This is a genomic window from Microbacterium sp. NPDC056736, assembly GCF_042790415.1.
GTDB lineage: Bacteria > Actinomycetota > Actinomycetes > Actinomycetales > Microbacteriaceae > Microbacterium.
The window spans coordinates 166523-183402 of sequence record NZ_JBHTZE010000003.1 but is presented as its reverse complement, the minus strand read 5'-3'; the positions used below and the strand labels follow the sequence as shown (position 1 = coordinate 183402).

Here is a 16880-nt window from a genome sequence, read left to right as displayed (position 1 = left end):
GCCCCCGTCCCCGGGGCTCCCGCTGCGGAGGTAGTGGCGGTCCCTGCGGGTTGGGGTGTCGGGGGGGCCGGATCGCGCCCCCCCCGGCCCGAGGGGCGCGGGCCCGGGGGGCCGGGCGCCTCTCGTCGTCCGGCCGGCGAGGAGCCCGTCCCCGCGCCGGGAAGCGCCGGCGGCTCACGCCGACAGGAGCCTCCGCAGCGTGCGCGCGTTGTGCACCGCGTGGCCCTCGCCGTCGTTGTTGAAGTACGCGTGCACCTCGTGACCCGAGCCCTCCCACTCGCGGATGCGCTCGGCCCACCACGCGAGGTCGGCATCCGAGTACGAGCCGCGGTACAGGTGCCTGTGGTCCGGGCCGTGAAGGCGCACGTAGACCAGGTGCGCGGTCGCCCGCAGGACGCACGGCAGCCGCGCCCCGCTCATGACGCAGTAGGCGGCGCCGTGGCGTTCCAGCATCCCGAAGACGTTCTCGTCGACCCACGACGGGTGGCGGAATTCGATCGCGGGCCGGATCCACGCCGGGAGAGCCGAGAGGAAGTGGTCCAGCCGCGCGTCGTCGCGCTCCATCGCGGGATGGAGCTGGACCAGCAGCGGGCCCCGTCGCCCGTCCAGTTCGTGCATGCCCCGCGTGACCCGATCGATCCACACCTCGGGCTCCAGCAGCCGCCGGGCATGGGTCAGCCCCCGCGGCGCCTTGACCGCCATCTCGAACCCCTCGGGAAGCCGGTCGCGCCACGCGGCGAAGCGCGCGTCGGCGGGCCAGCGGTAGAAGCTGCCGTTGAGCTCCACGACGTCGAACTCGGCGGCGTACTGGTCCAGCCACCCCCGCTGATCCCCGTGGTAGAGCACACCTCGCCAGTGCGGGTAGACCCAGCCCGACGTCCCGATCCGTGCCATGTGCCCAGGATGCACGTGGTCCTCGACGCGTCGGGAGCGGGTTGCGAACCGGCAGGGATGCTTGTAGACCCTGCGCTGTCCGCCCGCGTGATCGCGCGGTGTCGGCGCCGCCTGCCAGAGTGGGTCCATGACCCGCATCGGCGCGATCTTCAACCCGTACACGCACACCCCCGACGAGTTCCGCGACGGGGTGCTGGCGGCCGAGCGCGCGGGCGTCCCCGAGCTGTGGGTGTGGGAGGACTGCTTCCGACTGTCCGCCTTCGCCGCCGTCGGGGCCGCACTGGCGTGGACCGACCGGCTGCGCGTCGGGATCGGCATCGCGCCGATGCCGCTGCGCAACGCCGCGGCGACGGCGATGGAGATCGCGACGCTCGAGCGGCTGTTCCCCGGCCGGCTGCTACCCGGCGTCGGTCACGGGGTGCTGCCGTGGATGGGTCAGGTCGGCGCGCGCGTCTCTTCGCCGCTCTCGCTCATGCGCGAGTACGTGCCCGCCCTGCGCAGCCTGCTCGCCGGCGAGCGCGTCGACGTCGAAGGCCGCTACGTCCGGCTCGACGGCGTGCAGCTGGACTACCCGCCGGCGACGCCGCCGCTCGTGTACGCCGCAGCCGAGGGTCCGAAGACGGTGCGGTTGAGCGGAGAGGTCGCCGACGGCACCGTGCTCGATTCCGGACACACCGCGACGGAGGTCGCCGAGCGCGTCTCGGCGATCCGCGATGCGCGGATGACCGCGGGCCGGGCCGGCGAGCACGACATCGTCGCGTACGTGGTGACGGCGTTCGGGGCGGATGCCGAGGCCCGCGCGATCGCCGACGTCGGCGACAAGCCCGACCCCGCCGAGCGCGCCCTGTGGGGGGATCCCGCGGCCGTCGCGGCGGGTGCGGGCGCGTTCTTCGACGCCGGCGTCGACGAGGTGGTCCTGCTCCCTGCGTCGCGCACCGGCATGCCGGAGTTCTACGCCGCCGCAGGAGAGGTCGCCCGGCTCGTGGAGCGCGGGCGGTGAGCGCGCGCGTCTCGATCGGGATCGCAGCGGCCGTCGGCGCCGATCTCGCTGCGCGCCTCGCACCGCAGATCGAGGCCGCCGGCTTCCACGCGCTGTGGGTCAACGACACCCCGGGCTCCGATGCACTGGAGGTGCTCGCCGCGGCCGCTCGCGCGTCGGAGCGTCTGGTCCTCGCGACCGGGGTGCTTCCCGTCGACCGGCGCGAGCCTGCGCAGATCCTCGAGCGCGTCGCCCAGCTGGATCTGCCCGCCGACCGGCTCGTGCTGGGGATCGGCTCCGGCGCGGGCGCCGTCGGCGCGCTCGCGCGGGTGCGCGACGCCGCCGCCGCGCTCCGCGAGGGCTCCCGCGCGCGCGTCGTCGTCGGGGCGCTGGGCCCGCGGATGCGGCGGCTCGGGGCCACGGCATCCGATGGTCTGCTCCTGAGCTGGCTCACGCCCGAGGCGGCGCGCGAACAGGCGGCCGAAGCCCACGGGCTCGCGTCCGATGCCCACGTCGCGCTGTACGTGCGGACCGCTGTCGAGGACGCGGCGATCCCGCGGCTGGAGGCCGAGACGGCGCGCTACGCGGGGTTTCCGGCGTATGCGGCGAACCTCGAGCGGCTCGGCATCGACGCCGGCGCGACGGTGCTGCGTCCGGACGCCGTCGCCGACGGCCTCGCGGCGTACCGTCCTCACGTCGACGAGGTGGTGCTCCGGGCGATCGTGGCCGAGGAGTCCCCGGCGGCGTACGAGCGGTTCGTTCAGGTCGCGGCGACCGCCGCGACCTGAACGAACCGGTCAGCGTCCCGTACGCGGGACCTCGAGGTCGACCCACACCAGGCGGTGGTCGCTGCTCGGAAAGGGGAAGACGCCGGTCAGCGCCGACAGCGGGTCGGCCTGCACGGGCCAGAACACCCCCGCGTCGGCGATGCCGAGCTGACGCGAGGGAAGCACGTAGTCCGCGCGCAGGTTGCCCGGTGCCGTGTCGGCGAAGTCGGCGGTGTCGTAGCGCGGGTCGCCGCGGTGGGTGGCGTTGGCGCCGCCCTGCAGCGCGGCCGCCTCGACGGCCCCCGCAGACGCCGGCAGCGGATCCTGGATGCGACGGTTGCCGAGCAGCTGGTCGATCGCGGCGTCGACCGAGTCTCCGTCCAGCGGGTCCGCGTTCTGGTCGCCGAGGATCACGAACGACTCGGCGGGTGAGAGGCCGCCGCGCACACCCTCATCGTCGTAGATGTAGCGCCCCTGGCCGGGGGTGACGTAGTCGGCCCAGAACCGGATCTCGTCGTGGTTCCGGCGTCCGTTGCGGTCCTCCGTGCTGTCGAACGTGGGTGGCGTCGGGTGGGATGCGAGCACGTGGACGGTCTGATCGCCCACCTGCACCGGGACGTCCCAGTGCGACTTGCTCGACAGCCGGAACACCGCGAGCTCCTCCGGCGAGTACCAGTCGGCGGGCGCGGCCGTCGCGGGGTCGTCGGGCAGGAGAGCGCCGGGCATGTCCTTCCAGAGGAAGCCCTGGAAGGTGCGCACGTCGTCGGCCACGATCGGATGCTTCGAGAGCACGACCATCCCGTACTGGCCGGGGAAGGCGCCGAAGCCGAACGCGTCGTCGCCGCCGCCGACCGCGCCGTTGTTGTTCAGGTCGAACCCGCTCGGGATGCCGGTGTTGGACGGCGCGACGAACGCGTAGGGATACTCGACGGGGTCGGCACCCTGCTAGCCGACTTCGAGGTAGTTCTCGCGGAACAGGTCGACCGCGATGCCGCCCTCGACGTAGTCGAACTCGTTGAGGAGGACGACGTCGGGATCCGCCCGCTGGATGATCTCGGCCACGGTCCGCGCCTGCGCGTTCGCGCCGGTGGACAGATCCGTGACCAGGTCGCCGGCGTTCGCGCGGTTCAGCGAGAGGTTGAAGGTCGCCACCCGCAGGGTCTCGTCCTGGACGGGGCGACCCGGGGATCCGGGGGCCGCGACGGCGGGTGCCGCGCCGGTGGCGGCGAGGGCGAGAGCGGCGGCGACGGCGAGCGTGCCGCGGAGTCGAGTCGACATCGGGGCTCCTTCGGGGCGAGATCCTGTGACGGTGGGGATACCGCCTCCACGCTAGGCGCGGGAGGTGACGAGCGGAAGAACACCCGAGGAAGCGTCCGCGCGGATGCGCGCGACGACTGTCTGAGGACGGTGCGACAATGCGGGGGTGCTGCTCAACGATCTCGTCCTCGCGACGGAGGCGGTGGCCGCGACGTCGTCGCGACTTGCCAAGGTGGCCGCGCTCGCGGCGGTGGTGCGCGAACTCGACCCCGACGAGGTCGCTCCCGCGATCGGGTTCCTGGTCGCGAGCCCGAGGCAGGGGCGGCTCGGCGTCGGGTGGCGCGGCCTCAGCGACCTCGACGTCGGCCACGCCGACGCTCCCTCGCTCGGCATCCTCGACGTCGACGCGGCGCTGAGCCGGCTCGCCGGCTCCGACGGCCCCGGGTCGGTGGCGGCGCGACGCGGCGAGCTGCAGGCGCTCGCGGCCCGCGCGACGGCGGGGGAGTGGGACTTCCTCCAGCGCGTGATGCTCGGCGAGCTCCGCACCGGCGCGCTCGAAGGCGTGCTGCTCGACGCCATCGCGAAGGCGTCCGACCGCGACGCGCCGGCGGTGCGCCGCGCGGCGATGCTGTCGGGCGATCTCGGCGCGACAGCCCGCGTGGCCCTGGCCGGAACTCCCGCCGACCTCGCCGCCATCGGGCTCGCGGTCGGCAGGCCCGTGCTGCCCATGCTGGCGGCCACCGCGTCGTCTCCGACGGCGGCGCTCGAGTCGATCGGCGGGGTCGGCGGGCAGGCCGCGGCGTCGGTGGAGTTCAAGCTCGACGGTGCGCGCATCCAGGTGCATCGCGACGGCGACGAGGTGCACGTGTACACGCGCAGCCTCGCCGAGATCACGCACCGCGTTCCCGAGATCGTCGACGTCGTGCGGGCGTTCCCCGCCCGGCGGGTGATCCTCGACGGCGAGACGCTCGCGCTCGACGAGGACGGCGGCCCCCGGCCGTTCCAGGACACCATGGCGCGCTTCGGCTCCGAGACGGCCGACGCCTTCGGCGCCGAGTCCGCCCAGGCGGTCGTGCTGCGACCCTGGTTCTTCGACATCCTGCACGTCGACGGCCGCGATCTCATCGACGAGCCCCTCGAGACACGGCTGGGCGAGCTCGCGCGCATCGCCGGCGACGCGCGCATGCCGGGCATCGTCACGAACGATCCCGGGCGGGCGGAGGAGTTCTCGCGCGAGGCTCTCGCGGCCGGCCACGAGGGCATCATGGTCAAGGCCGTCGACGCGCCGTATGCGGCGGGGCGCCGTGGCAAGAGCTGGCTGAAGGTGAAGCCGGTGCTGACCTACGACCTCGTGGTGCTCGCGGTGGAGTGGGGCTCGGGCCGCCGCACCGGGCTGCTCTCCAACCTCCATCTGGGCGCACTCGACCCGACCGGGGAGTTCGGCGAGCCCGGCGGCTTCGTCATGGTCGGCAAGACGTTCAAGGGCCTCACCGACGCGACGCTGCGGTGGCAGACCGAGCACTTCCCGGCGATCGAGACCCATCGCTCGTCCTCCGCCGTGCACGTGCGTCCCGTCACGGTGGTCGAGATCGCCATCGACGGCGTGCAGCGCTCGCCGCGCTACCCGGGCGGCGTCGCCCTGCGCTTCGCGCGGGTCAAGGGCTACCGGCCAGACAAGCGGCCCGACGAGGCCGACACGATCCAGACGCTGCGAGCCCTGCTGCGCGGATGAGTCCACCCCCGTCGCGCGTCAACCGCCTGCGACGACATACCGGTGCTCCGGCCGGCCCGTCGTGCCGTACCGCAGCCGGACTTCGACCTGCCCGCGGCTCGCCAGGCCCGCGAGGTGACGCTGGGCGGTCGCGCGGGAGATCCCCACCCGCTCGGCGACCTCGGACGCAGAGGCCTCGCTGTCGCCGAGGCCCTCGAGGATCAGCTGCTCCGTCGCCGATCGCGCCACCGTCGCCGGCTCCGCGCCGCCGTGCATGATCATGAGCGCCCGGTCGATCTGCTCCTGTTCGAGAGGACGGTCGGTGAGGAGCAGGTTGCGCATGCGCGCGTAGCGGTCGAGCCGGTCCGCGAGCGCGCGCGCGTCGAACGGCTTGGCGAGGTAGGCGATCGCACCCGCGCGAAGGGCCCGGCGCACGGTGGTGGCATCGGTCGCCGCCGACAGAACGAACGCGTCGGTGTCGACGCCGGCGACGAAGTCGACGCCGTCACCGTCGGGGAGGAAGGCGTCGACCAGGAGCAGGTCGGGGCGCTGCGTCCGCAGCGCCTGCCGCGCCGCGCCCAGCGAGTGCACCGGAGCCAGCGCGGTGAAGCCGGGGCGGGATGCGACGATGTCGCGATGCAGTCCCGCGACGCGGAAGTCGTCGTCGACGACGAGCACGTGGATGGATCCGGTCACCGGTTCTCCTCCTGGTCCGTGTTCCGTCCGGCGCGCAGCGCGCCGGGGATCCTCGCCCCGAAGACGGCGCCCGACTGCGCGCCGCCGGCGTCGATCACCCAGACGTCCCCGCCGCGGCGCCGGGCGAGATCGCGCGACAGCGGCAGTCCGAAGCCGTGACCGTGGACGCGGTCGCCGGCCCCGTCGTCCGCTTCGGCCTCGACGGGGTCGCGGAAGCCCGCGCGCGCGAACGGGTCGGCGCCGGAGGGGCGGATGCCGCGGCCGGAGTCCGACACGGTCATGACGAGCTCATCCTCGTCTCCGAACAGCGCGATCTCGACCCAGGCAGGCCCGGATCCGTCGACCGCCGCGGTCACGGCGTTGCCCACGAGGTTGCCGAGGATCGCGGCCACGTCCTCCGCCGCCACGACCTCGCTCAGCAGGAGCGTGTCGTCGGAGATGCGGACGCTCACGCCGCGCTCCCGGGCCGTGGCCGCGGTCGCGCCGATGAGCGACGTGAGGAACGCATCCGGCACGCGCTCGAGGCCGGCCACGCCGAAGTCCACCGCGCCGCGCTCCGTGAGGTCGCCGAGGAAGCTGCGCGCCTCGTCGACGCGGTCCGCATCGATGAGACCGGATGCCACGTGCAGCCGGTTCGCGAACTCGTGCCGCTGCACCCGCAGCGCCTCGGTCATGGTACGCACGGTCTCCAGGCGCCCGGCCAGCGCTTCCACGTCGGTGCGGTCGCGCACCACGACGATCCGGCCGAGCGCGCGTCCGCCGCGCACGACGGGGCGGGTGTCGAGGTACAGCACGCGGTCGCCCACCACCGCCTCGACGGCGGACGCGCCCTGGATGACCGCCTCACGGACGGCGTCGGGCAGTGGCAGCTCCTCGAACCGGCGGCCGACCGGTCCGTCGAGCCCCAGCATCCGCTCCGCCGCCTGGTTGCAGACCTGCACCCGGCCGTCGGGCGACAGCGCCAGGACGCCGTCGCCGACTCCCTCCAGGACCGCGGCCTGGTTCTGCACCAGCGCGACGAGCTCCTCGGGCTGCAGGCCCAGGGTCAGCCGCTCGAACCGCCGCCGCAGCAGCAGCGTGGCCAGCGCGGCGAGCGCGACGCCGCCCACGGCAGCGACGGCGATCGTCGCGAGCAGCGCCGGGAGGTCGTCGAAGACGCTCGCGCGCTCGAAGCCGACGCTCACCTCGCCGACCGGCGCGCCCTCGCCCTCGGGGTAGATCGGCACCTTCGCCCGCGCGGACTCGCCGAGCGTGCCCACCTCCCAGTCGACGACCTCGTTGCCCTCGAGCACTTCCGCGAACGGCGTGGAGACGACCTCGCCGAGGAGCGCCTCGGTGGGATGGGCGAGACGGATGCCGTGATCGTCGGTGATGACCACGAAGAGGGCATCGGTGCGCTCGGCGACGTCCGCCGCGATCGCTTGGAGCGGCCCGCCGCGCAGATCCGCGGCATCCGGAGTCCCGGGGTCCGCCGAGAGCTCGGCGACCAGCGTCTTCACGTCCCTGTCCTCGGCGATCGTGCGGGCGATGTTGAGCGCAGCGGCCTCGGACTCCTCGCGCAGCTGGCGGACCCCCAGCCACCCGAACACGACGGCGCAGACCGCGACGACGGCGGCGACGGTCGCGAGCTGCGCCAGCAGGAGCCGTGTCGCGAAGCGCATCCCACCCCCAGCGTCCGTCCCGGTCTTGCGCGCACGTGAGCACAATGCGCAGAAGACACCCTACGCGCAGAACCTGCGGCAATGCGAGCAAGCGCGCGCCGCGCCGCCGGCCTTTCGTAACGTGTCCGGACGCGCACCGAGGGGTGCGGACGCACGACACGACGAAGGAGTCGACATGCAGGCTGCAGCCTCGCTGATCGTCCAGGCCGCCGAGGCGGAGGAGGGCTACGCGACCGCGTTCGTCCCGCCGGAGTGGGTGCTGGTGGCACTCGGGTTCACGATGGTCCTGGTGTTCATGGCGCTCATCATGACCAGGCGCCTCACGCCCATGGTGGCGCTCATCGTCGTGCCGACCGCGTTCGGGCTGTTCGCGGGTGCGGGACTCGGACTGGGTGACATGATCCTCGACGCGATCGGCAGCATGGCGCCGACCGCGGCGCTGCTCATGTTCGCCATCATGTACTTCGGCATCATGATCGACGTGGGTCTCTTCGACCCCCTCATCCGCTCGATCACCCGTCTGCTCGGCGACGATCCGGCGAAGGTCGTGCTCGGCACGGCGCTCCTCGCCGGCGCCGTCTCGCTCGACGGCGACGGGTCGACGACGTTCATCATCACGACCTCGGCCATGCTGCCGATCTATCTGCGCCTGGGCATGAGCCCGGTCGTGCTCACGTGCGTCGCCGGGCTGATGAACGGCACCCTCAACATCGTGCCGTGGGGCGGGCCCACCGTGCGCGCGGCGACGGCGCTCGGCCTCCAGCCGACCGATGTCTTCGTGCCGATGCTGCCGTCGCTGGCGGCGGGCGTCGTCATCGCCCTGGCGTTCTCGTGGTTCCTCGGTCTCGCCGAGCGCAAGCGGCTGGGCAGCATCGACACGTCGCGCCTGGACGACGGGGACGGGGTGCTCGCCGGTCCGCGCATCTTCCGGGGCTCGGACGCGAAGCCCGGCGCCCGCGCGACGCTGCGCACCGGCAACATCGTGACGCTCGCCGGCGGGCGCAGCGCAGTGCCCGTCGCGACGGCGGTCGTCGACCGCGAGGACACCGCGATGGCCGACACGATCCTCGACCCGAACCGGGCGTCCCTGCGGCCCAAGCTGATCTGGTTCAACCTGGCGCTCACGATCGCCGTTATGGTGCTCCTCGTGCTGGACGTCTTCCCGCTCGCCTACGTCTTCATGGTGGGCGCCGCCGTCGCCCTCGTCGTCAACTTCCCCAAGCTCAAGGGGCAGGCCGACGAGATCGTCGCGCACGCCCCGAGCATCGTGGGCGTCGTGTCGATGGTGCTCGCCGCCGGCGTGCTGGTCGGGGTGCTCAACGGCACCGGCATGGTCGACGCGATGGCGACGTGGATCACGACGGTGATCCCGGCATCCCTCGGCCCGTTCCTCGCGGTCATCACGGGCGTCCTGTCGATCCCCTTCACGTTCTTCATGTCGAACGACGCGTTCTACTACGGCATCCTGCCGGTGCTCGCCCAGAGCGCGGAGCACTTCGGGATCGCGCCGGTGGAGATGGCTCGCGCCTCCATCACCGGCCAGCCGGTGCACCTGCAGAGCCCGCTCGTGCCGGCGATCCTGCTGCTGGTCTCGCTGGCGAGCGTGAACCTCGGCGATCACCACAAGAAGGTGCTGTGGCGGGCCTGCGTGGTCTCGCTCGCGATGCTCGCCGTCGGGGTGCTGGTCGGAGCCATTCCTCTGATGGCGTGACCGCTGCGGGCGCCCCCTCGTAGGATCGCGGCATGACCAAGGGACCGGCGCCCAGCGCCTCCTATGAGCACCGCAGCTTCGGCGCGCCGGGTGCGCAGCGCACCGTCTTCCTGCTCAGGGCGGGCATCTCGACGCTGTCGGACCCGCGACCGGACGTCACCGCCCGGCGGGACGCGCGCATCGTGGCAGTGGGTCTGACCATCGACGACATCGACGACCCCGCGGCGTATCGCGGGGCGACGGCGGCCGAGATGACGGCCGCGACGATCGCTCGATTCGTCGCGGAGGAGCGTCACGACCGTCCCGTCGGCGTGGTCGGCGTCGGCGACGCCGGCGAGGTGGCGATCCTCGTCGCCGCTCATCTGGGCGCCGGGGTCGACCGCCTGGCGCTCGTCGCCGTGCCCCGGCCGGACACCGAGCTCGGCGGCGCAGAGGTCGCCGAGGTGCTGGCCGGCGTCACCGCTGCCACGCTCATCCTCAACGGACGGGACGATCCCGACGCCGCGGCCCCGGCGGCCCGCTGGTTCGGCGACCGCCTGGCGTCGGCCCGCGTGGAGATGATCCCCGAGACGTCGGATCCGCAGTCGCGCCTCATTCTGGCCGACGTGTGGGAGCGGGTCCTCTCGCACGTCGCGCCGGGGACCGTGCGGTGACCCGCATCGTCGTGCTGACGGGGGCGGGCATCTCGGCCGAGAGCGGCGTCCCCACGTTCCGCGATGCCGGCGGGCTGTGGGAGGGGCACGACGTCGAGGACGTCGCGACGCCCGAGGCGTTCGAGCGCGACCCCGACACCGTGCTGGCCTTCTACGACGCGAGGCGGCGGGCGCTGGCATCCGTCGCCCCGAACGCCGCGCACCGCGCCCTCGCGAGGCTCGAGGGGGCGATCGCCGACGACCTGCTCGTCGTGACGCAGAACGTCGACGACCTGCACGAGCGGGCCGGCAGCCGCGATCTCGTGCACATGCACGGCGAGCTGCGCCGCGCGCTGTGCCTGACGTGCGGCGCGCGCCCGGCGTGGGACGGCGACCTCATCGGCCGACCAGCCTGCCCGGTGTGCGGGGAGCGGATGCTGCGGCCCGACGTGGTCTGGTTCGGCGAGATGCCGTACGAGCTCGACCGCATCGAACAGGCCGTCGTCGCGTGCGACGTGTTCGTCTCGATCGGCACGTCGGGCGCCGTCTATCCCGCCGCCGGCTACGTCGCCCTCGCATCGGCATTCGGCGCTCGCACGGTCGAGCTGAACCTGGATCCGAGCGACGCGATCATCCCGTTCGACGATGCGCGCGCCGGCCGGGCGAGCGAGCTGGTGCCGCAGTGGGTGGACGAGATCGTCGAGGGGCGGGCGGAGCCGGGCTGAACCGGCTGCGCGCACCGGCGGCACGCGACGGCGCCGGGCGGAGTTGCTCCACCCAGCGCCGTCGCATCGACGGGTGCGGACTACGTCCGCCCGCCGCCCGAGCGCAGACGCGAGAGCGCGTCGACGGTCGCGGCGAGGATGAGCACGCCGCCGGTGACCAGCAGGTTGACCCCCGCGGGGAGGTTCAGCAGACCGAGGCCGTTCGTGATCGTCGCGATCACGAGCGCGCCGATCGCCGCGTGCATCAGACGCCCCTTGCCGCCGAAGAGGCTGACGCCGCCGACGACCGCCGCGGCGACACCCGAGAGCACGATGTCACGACCGACGGTCGCGTCGACCGATCCGACGCGGGCGACACTGAGGAGCGCGGAGAACACGGCGAGGCTCGAGCAGATGACGAACGCCCACCACTTGATCCACCGCACCTTGACGCCCGAGCGGCGCGCGGCTTCGGCGTTGCCGCCGATGGCGTAGATGTAGCGGCCGAACCGGGTGCGGTCGAGCAGGAACGTGCCGAGCCACAGGATGGCGAGCACCACCGGCACGACGATCGGGACGCCGGCGACCTCGACCACGGACTGGCCGCGGTTCTGGTTGAGCACGAACACGACCACGCCGCCGATCACGGCGATGACGGCCAGCTTGATCCACACCAGCGACAGCGCCCGGTTGGGGACACCCGCGCGCGTGCGGCGCGCGCGGTCCCAGAACGACGTGGCGCCCGAGATGACGAGCATGATCGCGAGCATCACCCATCCGCCCCACACGGGCAGGTTGCCGTTCTGCAGCGCGATCAGCTCGGGCACCTCGAGGCGGAACAGCCCGCCCGGACCGATGATCACCAGCGCGAGACCCTGGAAGCCCAGGAACAGGCCCAGCGTCACGACGAACGACGGGATGCCGACCCTGGCGACGAAGAAACCTATCAGCGCGCCGGTGAGGAAGCCGAAGCCGAAGCCGATCAGCAGCGCCAGCGGCCACGGGACGCCCTGCGAGGCGAGCACCACGAACAGGGCCATGCCGACACCGCCGGTGACGCCCGCCGACAGGTCGATCTCGCCCAGCAGCAGCACGAAGACCAGCGCCATGCCGAGCACCACGAGGGTCGCGGCCTGGTTCAGTAGGTTCGCGAAGTTGCGCTCGGTGAGGAAGAACGGGCTCAGGATCGAGAACAGGGTGAACAGGACGACGAGCCCGCCGATGGCCGGGAGCGCGCCCATGTCGCCGCCGCGCACGCGCTGCCACCACGCCCGGAGCTGGTCGCCGACGCCGCCCTCGACGCCGCTGCCGATGAGGTCGCTCGCGAGGGGATCGGGCGCGGCCTCGGTGCGGGTCGCATTCGCGGTCATTCCACGCCTCCTTCGGTGCGGACGGTCGAGGTGTCGAGGATCGTGACGCCCTGGGGTGTCTTGGTGCCGGTGATGTAGCCGACCACGTCGTCGCGCGTGGTCTGGCTCGTCGGGATCTGCGCCACCATCTGGCCGAGGTACAGCACCGCGATGTCGTCGGCGACCTGGAAGACGTCGGCGAGGTTGTGGCTGATGAGGACCACCGCGACGCCCTGCTCGGAGAGGCGTGTGACCAGGTTCAGCACCTGCTCGGTCTGCGCGACGCCCAGGGCCGCCGTCGGCTCGTCGAGGATGACGACGCGGGCCTTCTTGAGGACCGCGCGGGCGATCGCGACGGTCTGCCGCTGCCCGCCGGACAGGCTCGAGACCTTCTGCCGCACCGACTTCACGGTGCGCACGGACAGCGAGCGGAGGGTGTCGGACGCCTCCTTCTCCATGCGGCCCTCGTCGAACGTGCCGAACGACAGCTCCTCGCGACCGAGGAACATGTTCTGCACGATGTCGAGGTTGTCGCAGAGCGCCAGGTCCTGGTAGACGACCTCGATGCCGAGGCCGGATGCATCCCGGGGCGCGTGGAGGTCGCGGTGCTGGCCGTCGATGAGGACTTCGCCCTCGTCGTACGGCTGCACGCCGGCGAGGCCCTTGATGAGGGTGGACTTCCCGGCGCCGTTGTCACCGACGAGTGCGGTGACCTTCCCGGGGCGGACTTCGAGGTCGACGCCCTTGAGGACGCTGACGGGGCCGAAGGACTTCTTGACGCCGACCAGCTTGATGATCGGCTCTGTGGGGGTTTGTGTTTTTTACTTGCTGTTTTCCTGGTGTTTAGGGGTTCCGGGGTTGTTGGGGCGCCGCCCCCTGCGGCGCGACGCCCCTGCGGTTCAGCCCGCAGGCCCGCGGACTACTCTGCGGTGACTCCGTACTCCTCGCAGGCCGCCATCACTTCCGGCGTGCAGACGTCGTCGTACTCGGCGTCGCCCGCCGCGATGACGTCCTTGACCTGCTCCGGTCCCACCAGGATCGGGGTGACCTGGATGTACGGCGTGCCGTCGTCGAGCTCGGCCTCGGTCGTCACGTCCTCGCCGTTCAGGAGCGCCACCGCGGTCTCGACCGCGGCATCCGCCTCGTCCTTCACCGGCTTGTAGACCGTGGCGGTCTGCCAGCCGAGGAGGATGTTCTGCAGGCCCGCGACGTTCGCGTCCTGTCCCGAGACGGCGACGCCCTCGAGGTTGTTGTCCTGCAGCACCTTGATGACGCCGGCCGCGTTGGTGTCGTTGGCGACCCAGACGCCGTCGACCTGGCCGTTGAGCGAGGTCAGCGCCTGCTCGAAGTTGGTCTGCGACTTGGCCTGGTCCCACACCCCCGGGGGCTCCGCCGCCGGCGTGATGCCCGCGCCTTCCATGACCTCGACCGCGCCCTCCTTGAACATGGCCGCGTTGCCGTCGGTCGGGTCGCCGCCCATGTACACCACGACAGCCGTGGCCGGGTCCTTGCCGGCGGCCTCCAGTCCGTCCAGGACCGTCTGGCCCTCGAGGCGGCCGACCTCGACGTTGTCGAACGACACGTAGTAGTCGGCGCCCTCGAACGGACGGTCGTAGGCGATGACGGGGATGCCCTCGCCCTTCGCCTTCGCCGCCACGGCCTCTGCAGCGCCCTGGTAGTCGACCAGGAGCATGACGCCGCAGCCCTGGGTGAGCTGCTGGTCCGCGATCGTCGAGTACTTGTTGACGTCGCCCTGGGCGTTCTGGATGTCGACGTCGAAGCCGGCGCCCTCCAGGCCCTCCTGGAGGTACTTGCGGTCGAAGTTCTCCCAGCGCGGCGAGGATGCCGCGTCGGGGAGGATCACGCACGCGCGGCCCGCGGCGTCGCCGCCGCCGTCGCCGCCGTCGCCCCCGTCCCCGGTGTCGCCGTTGCCGCCGGCGCATCCCGCCAGCACCACCGCGGCCGCGCCCGTGAGGGCCGCCACGGCGAGGAGTGAAGACTTCTTCATCATTCGCCTTTCGTCATTGAAGCGAGCGAGGCCCGGGTCCCTTCCCGTGCGCATCGCGCTGAAAGCGATCATGGCGATGATCGAATCTTGGCGTCAAGTCTTGAACATAACGCTTTGACAACGCCGGGACGCCGGGTCATCGCCCCACTCGTGTTCCTGTGCCGCGAGAGCGCTTTCCGTGCAGAATGCTTGTCTGATGCGCAGATCAGAAGCAGATTGCGCAGTACGCCACGTAGTGTGCACGGTACGCCGCGGTAGCGTGTTCGTCAAGTGAAGACAGCGAGCGGCCTTCGCCCGTCACGCCCGACCCGTCGCCGCGCGCGTGCGACGCGACAGCGAGTCGACGATCACGGCGAGCACGAGCACGACGCCGGTGACCATGAACTGCACCGAAGAGTCGAGGTTGAGCAGCGTCAGGCCCGACGAGATCGACTGGATGACGACGATGCCGATGAGGGCCGAGAACGCGGACCCTCGCCCGCCGAAGAGACTTGTTCCGCCGATGACCGCGGCCGCGATCGCGTTCAGATTGACGTCGCCGGTGCCCGAGCTCTGGTTGGCCGAGGCCAGTCGCGCCGCGGCGAGGATGCCGCCGACGGCGGCGAGCGTCGAGCACATCGCGAACACCGACAGATAGATCCGGTTCACGCGGATGCCGGCGCGACGGGCGGCCTCGACGGAACCGCCGACGGCGTACACCGCGCGTCCCCACCGGGTGCGCGTCAGCAGGAAGTTCATCACGACGACGAGCCCGAGGAAGAACAGGAACATCACGCCCACGCCGCGGTACAGGTTCAGGTACCAGGTCGCGGCGAGGAGGAAGGCCAGGAGCGCGATGCTCCGGGTCGCGATCTCGGCGTAGCTCTGGCTGACGAGGTTGGCGGCGGCACGGCGGTGCGCCCGCCGCACGAGCGACCACGCGAACGCGCCCGCCGCCACCACGGCGAGGACGTACGACGCCCAGGGCGGAAGGAACAGCTGCTGGGCGAACTGCACCAGCCACGAGTCGAACGGGATGGCGATGGAGCCTGTCTCGCCGAGCACCCACAGCTGCAGGCCGAGGAAGCCGAGCAGGCCGGCGAGCGTGATGACGAAGCTGGGCAGGCCGAACCTGGTGAACAGGTAGCCGTAGAGCAGGCCGACGAGACAGCCGATGGCCATGCCCGCGAGGACGGCGATGATGGGGTTCCACTGCAGCTGCACGAACGTGACCGCGAGCACGGCCGCCGCCAGGCCCGACACCGATCCCACGGAGAGGTCGATCTCGCCCACCAGCAGCACCAGCACCACGCCGAGGGCGATCGTGCCGATCGCGGCGCACTGCATCGTGAGGTTCACGAGGTTCTCGCTGGAGAGGAACACCGGGTTCAGAAGCTGGAACACCGTCCAGATCACCGCGATCCCCAGGACGACCGGCAGCGTGCCCAGCTCGCCCTCGCGGATCCGGGCGACGAACCCCTCCCACGCGTGGCGGAGCCGGCTGCCGCTGAGCACGCGCTCCTCGGGGAGCGGCTCGGCCAGACGCTCGTCGCCGCGCGCGCTCATCGCGTCCCCTCCCCGCGGGGCCGCGGCGGCCGCCGCGACCCGCGCCGGGGCATCCGGATCACCGTGCCCCCGGCCGTCTCGGTCTCGACCTGCGGCTCGTCCACGGGAGGCGGCGGCGCCGCGCCGCGATCCGGCGTGCGCCGGAGCGCGGAGTGGTCGGCGGCGCCGGTGATGGCCGCGATGAGGATCTCGCTCGTGACGTCGGCGACGTTGTAGACGCCGTTGTTGCGTCCGAGCCGCAGCACGACGACGCGGTCGGCGACCGCCATGACGTCGGCCATGTTGTGGCTGATGAGGATGACGCCGTGGCCGCGTTCGCGCAGCCGCTCGATGAGATTGAGGACCTCCGCCGTCTGCGCCACCCCGAGCGCCGCGGTGGGCTCGTCGAGGATGACCACGCGCGGCTCGCCGATGAGAGACCGCGCGATCGCGACGGTCTGCCGCTGCCCGCCGGACAGCGACGCCACCGGCACCCGGACCGAGGGGATCTTGGCCGACAGCTCGCGCAGCAGCGTCCAGGTGCGCTGCTCCATGCCCACCTCGTCGAGGGTGGCGCCGTCGCGCAGCTCGCGCCCGAGCCACAGGTTCGCCACGACGTCGAGGTTGTCGCACAGCGCGAGGTCCTGGAAGATCGTCTCGATGCCGAGCTCCTGCGCGTCCGCGGGGGAGTGGATGTCGACCGGCTCGCCGTCGAACTCGAGGGTCCCCGCATCCGGCGGATGGACCCCGGCGAGCACCTTGACGAGCGTGGACTTGCCCGCGCCGTTGTCGCCGACGAGGGCGACCACCTCGCCCTCGTTGACCCAGAAGTCCACGTCGGTGAGCGCCTTGACGGCGCCGAAGTGCTTGCCGATGCCGCGCATGGTGAGCACGCGCTCGCGCGGCCTTCCCGTCCGCGGGTGCGTCACCGACATCCTCGCCCCGTCCCCATCATCGCGTCCCGGCCGTTCGCCGCCAGAGACAGGA

General features: G+C 72.2%; 14 protein-coding genes and 1 pseudogene. 6 read left to right on the top strand and 9 right to left on the bottom strand.

The window, feature by feature from the left end; translation table 11 throughout:
- Nucleotides 1-174: 174 nt before the first annotated feature.
- Complete coding sequence (locus ACFRAL_RS08255; protein ID WP_378881616.1) at nucleotides 175-894, bottom strand: DUF72 domain-containing protein; 720 nt, start codon at nucleotides 892-894, stop codon at nucleotides 175-177.
- Nucleotides 895-1021: 127 nt separating this feature from the next.
- Here ACFRAL_RS08255 and ACFRAL_RS08250 point away from each other — a divergent pair, with 127 nt between their 5' ends.
- Nucleotides 1022-1894, top strand: coding sequence for an LLM class flavin-dependent oxidoreductase (locus ACFRAL_RS08250; RefSeq protein WP_378881613.1), 873 nt, complete (start codon nucleotides 1022-1024; stop codon nucleotides 1892-1894).
- Nucleotides 1891-2661: an LLM class flavin-dependent oxidoreductase gene (locus tag ACFRAL_RS08245; protein ID WP_378881611.1), complete on the top strand. Its 771-nt coding sequence runs from the start codon at nucleotides 1891-1893 to the stop codon at nucleotides 2659-2661. The genes ACFRAL_RS08250 and ACFRAL_RS08245 overlap by 4 nt, the downstream gene beginning before the upstream one ends.
- A gap of 9 nt (nucleotides 2662-2670) precedes the next feature.
- Here ACFRAL_RS08245 and ACFRAL_RS08240 read toward each other — a convergent pair.
- A pseudogene (locus tag ACFRAL_RS08240) lies at nucleotides 2671-3918 on the bottom strand (endonuclease/exonuclease/phosphatase family protein).
- A 145-nt stretch (nucleotides 3919-4063) separates the two neighbouring features.
- On the opposite strand from ACFRAL_RS08240, the gene ACFRAL_RS08235 reads away from it, so the two are divergent.
- Nucleotides 4064-5629 carry an ATP-dependent DNA ligase gene (locus tag ACFRAL_RS08235; RefSeq protein WP_378881608.1) on the top strand — a complete coding sequence of 522 codons (1566 nt, stop codon included), beginning with the start codon at nucleotides 4064-4066 and terminating at the stop codon, nucleotides 5627-5629.
- A gap of 18 nt (nucleotides 5630-5647) precedes the next feature.
- Here ACFRAL_RS08235 and ACFRAL_RS08230 read toward each other — a convergent pair whose 3' ends face one another.
- Together ACFRAL_RS08230 and ACFRAL_RS08225 are read right to left on the bottom strand one after the other, a co-directional pair.
- Nucleotides 5648-6304: a response regulator gene (locus ACFRAL_RS08230; protein ID WP_378881605.1), complete on the bottom strand. Its 657-nt coding sequence runs from the start codon at nucleotides 6302-6304 to the stop codon at nucleotides 5648-5650.
- Nucleotides 6301-7965 carry an ATP-binding protein gene (locus ACFRAL_RS08225; RefSeq protein WP_378881602.1) on the bottom strand — a complete coding sequence of 555 codons (1665 nt, stop codon included), beginning with the start codon at nucleotides 7963-7965 and terminating at the stop codon, nucleotides 6301-6303. The genes ACFRAL_RS08230 and ACFRAL_RS08225 overlap by 4 nt, the downstream gene beginning before the upstream one ends.
- 175 nt (nucleotides 7966-8140) lie before the next feature.
- Between ACFRAL_RS08225 and ACFRAL_RS08220 the strand changes: the two genes are divergently transcribed.
- From ACFRAL_RS08220 to ACFRAL_RS08210, 3 genes are read left to right on the top strand one after another with little or no spacing between them, the layout of a single operon-like run.
- Nucleotides 8141-9676, top strand: a complete 1536-nt coding sequence (locus ACFRAL_RS08220; protein WP_378881599.1) for a CitMHS family transporter — start codon at nucleotides 8141-8143, stop codon at nucleotides 9674-9676.
- 32 nt (nucleotides 9677-9708) lie between these two features.
- Nucleotides 9709-10329 carry a hypothetical protein gene (locus ACFRAL_RS08215; RefSeq protein ID WP_378881597.1) on the top strand — a complete coding sequence of 207 codons (621 nt, stop codon included), beginning with the start codon at nucleotides 9709-9711 and terminating at the stop codon, nucleotides 10327-10329.
- Entirely contained in the window at nucleotides 10326-11033 is a 708-nt protein-coding gene (locus ACFRAL_RS08210) for an NAD-dependent deacylase (protein ID WP_378881594.1), read from the top strand. The genes ACFRAL_RS08215 and ACFRAL_RS08210 overlap by 4 nt, the downstream gene beginning before the upstream one ends.
- 80 nt (nucleotides 11034-11113) lie before the next feature.
- On the opposite strand, the gene ACFRAL_RS08205 is transcribed toward ACFRAL_RS08210, so the two are convergent.
- The 5 genes from ACFRAL_RS08205 to ACFRAL_RS08185 form a co-directional block, all read right to left on the bottom strand.
- Nucleotides 11114-12382, bottom strand: a complete 1269-nt coding sequence (locus ACFRAL_RS08205; RefSeq protein WP_336396520.1) for an ABC transporter permease — start codon at nucleotides 12380-12382, stop codon at nucleotides 11114-11116.
- Nucleotides 12379-13149, bottom strand: coding sequence for an ATP-binding cassette domain-containing protein (locus ACFRAL_RS08200; protein WP_378882139.1), 771 nt, complete (start codon nucleotides 13147-13149; stop codon nucleotides 12379-12381). The genes ACFRAL_RS08205 and ACFRAL_RS08200 overlap by 4 nt, the downstream gene beginning before the upstream one ends.
- 131 nt (nucleotides 13150-13280) lie before the next feature.
- Nucleotides 13281-14369 (bottom strand): sugar ABC transporter substrate-binding protein, encoded by a 1089-nt coding sequence (locus ACFRAL_RS08195; RefSeq protein WP_378881591.1) that lies wholly within the window; start codon nucleotides 14367-14369, stop codon nucleotides 13281-13283.
- Nucleotides 14370-14666: 297 nt separating this feature from the next.
- Nucleotides 14667-15914 (bottom strand): sugar ABC transporter permease, encoded by a 1248-nt coding sequence (locus ACFRAL_RS08190; protein WP_378881588.1) that lies wholly within the window; start codon nucleotides 15912-15914, stop codon nucleotides 14667-14669.
- Entirely contained in the window at nucleotides 15911-16828 is a 918-nt protein-coding gene (locus ACFRAL_RS08185) for an ATP-binding cassette domain-containing protein (protein WP_378881585.1), read from the bottom strand. The genes ACFRAL_RS08190 and ACFRAL_RS08185 overlap by 4 nt, the downstream gene beginning before the upstream one ends.
- Nucleotides 16829-16880 lie beyond the last annotated feature (52 nt).

Excerpts from the sequence above, each read along its gene's own strand:
- ACFRAL_RS08225 (WP_378881602.1), bottom strand. The coding sequence starts at position 7,965 with ATGCGCTTCGCGACACGGCTCCTGCTGGCGCAGCTCGCGACCGTCGCC.
- ACFRAL_RS08220 (WP_378881599.1), top strand. The coding sequence starts at position 8,141 with ATGCAGGCTGCAGCCTCGCTGATCGTCCAGGCCGCCGAGGCGGAGGAG.
- ACFRAL_RS08205 (WP_336396520.1), bottom strand. The coding sequence starts at position 12,382 with ATGACCGCGAATGCGACCCGCACCGAGGCCGCGCCCGATCCCCTCGCG.
- ACFRAL_RS08250 (WP_378881613.1), top strand. The coding sequence starts at position 1,022 with ATGACCCGCATCGGCGCGATCTTCAACCCGTACACGCACACCCCCGAC.
- ACFRAL_RS08215 (WP_378881597.1), top strand. The coding sequence starts at position 9,709 with ATGACCAAGGGACCGGCGCCCAGCGCCTCCTATGAGCACCGCAGCTTC.
- ACFRAL_RS08190 (WP_378881588.1), bottom strand. The coding sequence starts at position 15,914 with ATGAGCGCGCGCGGCGACGAGCGTCTGGCCGAGCCGCTCCCCGAGGAG.
- ACFRAL_RS08255 (WP_378881616.1), bottom strand. The coding sequence starts at position 894 with ATGGCACGGATCGGGACGTCGGGCTGGGTCTACCCGCACTGGCGAGGT.
- ACFRAL_RS08195 (WP_378881591.1), bottom strand. The coding sequence starts at position 14,369 with ATGAAGAAGTCTTCACTCCTCGCCGTGGCGGCCCTCACGGGCGCGGCC.
- ACFRAL_RS08185 (WP_378881585.1), bottom strand. The coding sequence starts at position 16,828 with ATGTCGGTGACGCACCCGCGGACGGGAAGGCCGCGCGAGCGCGTGCTC.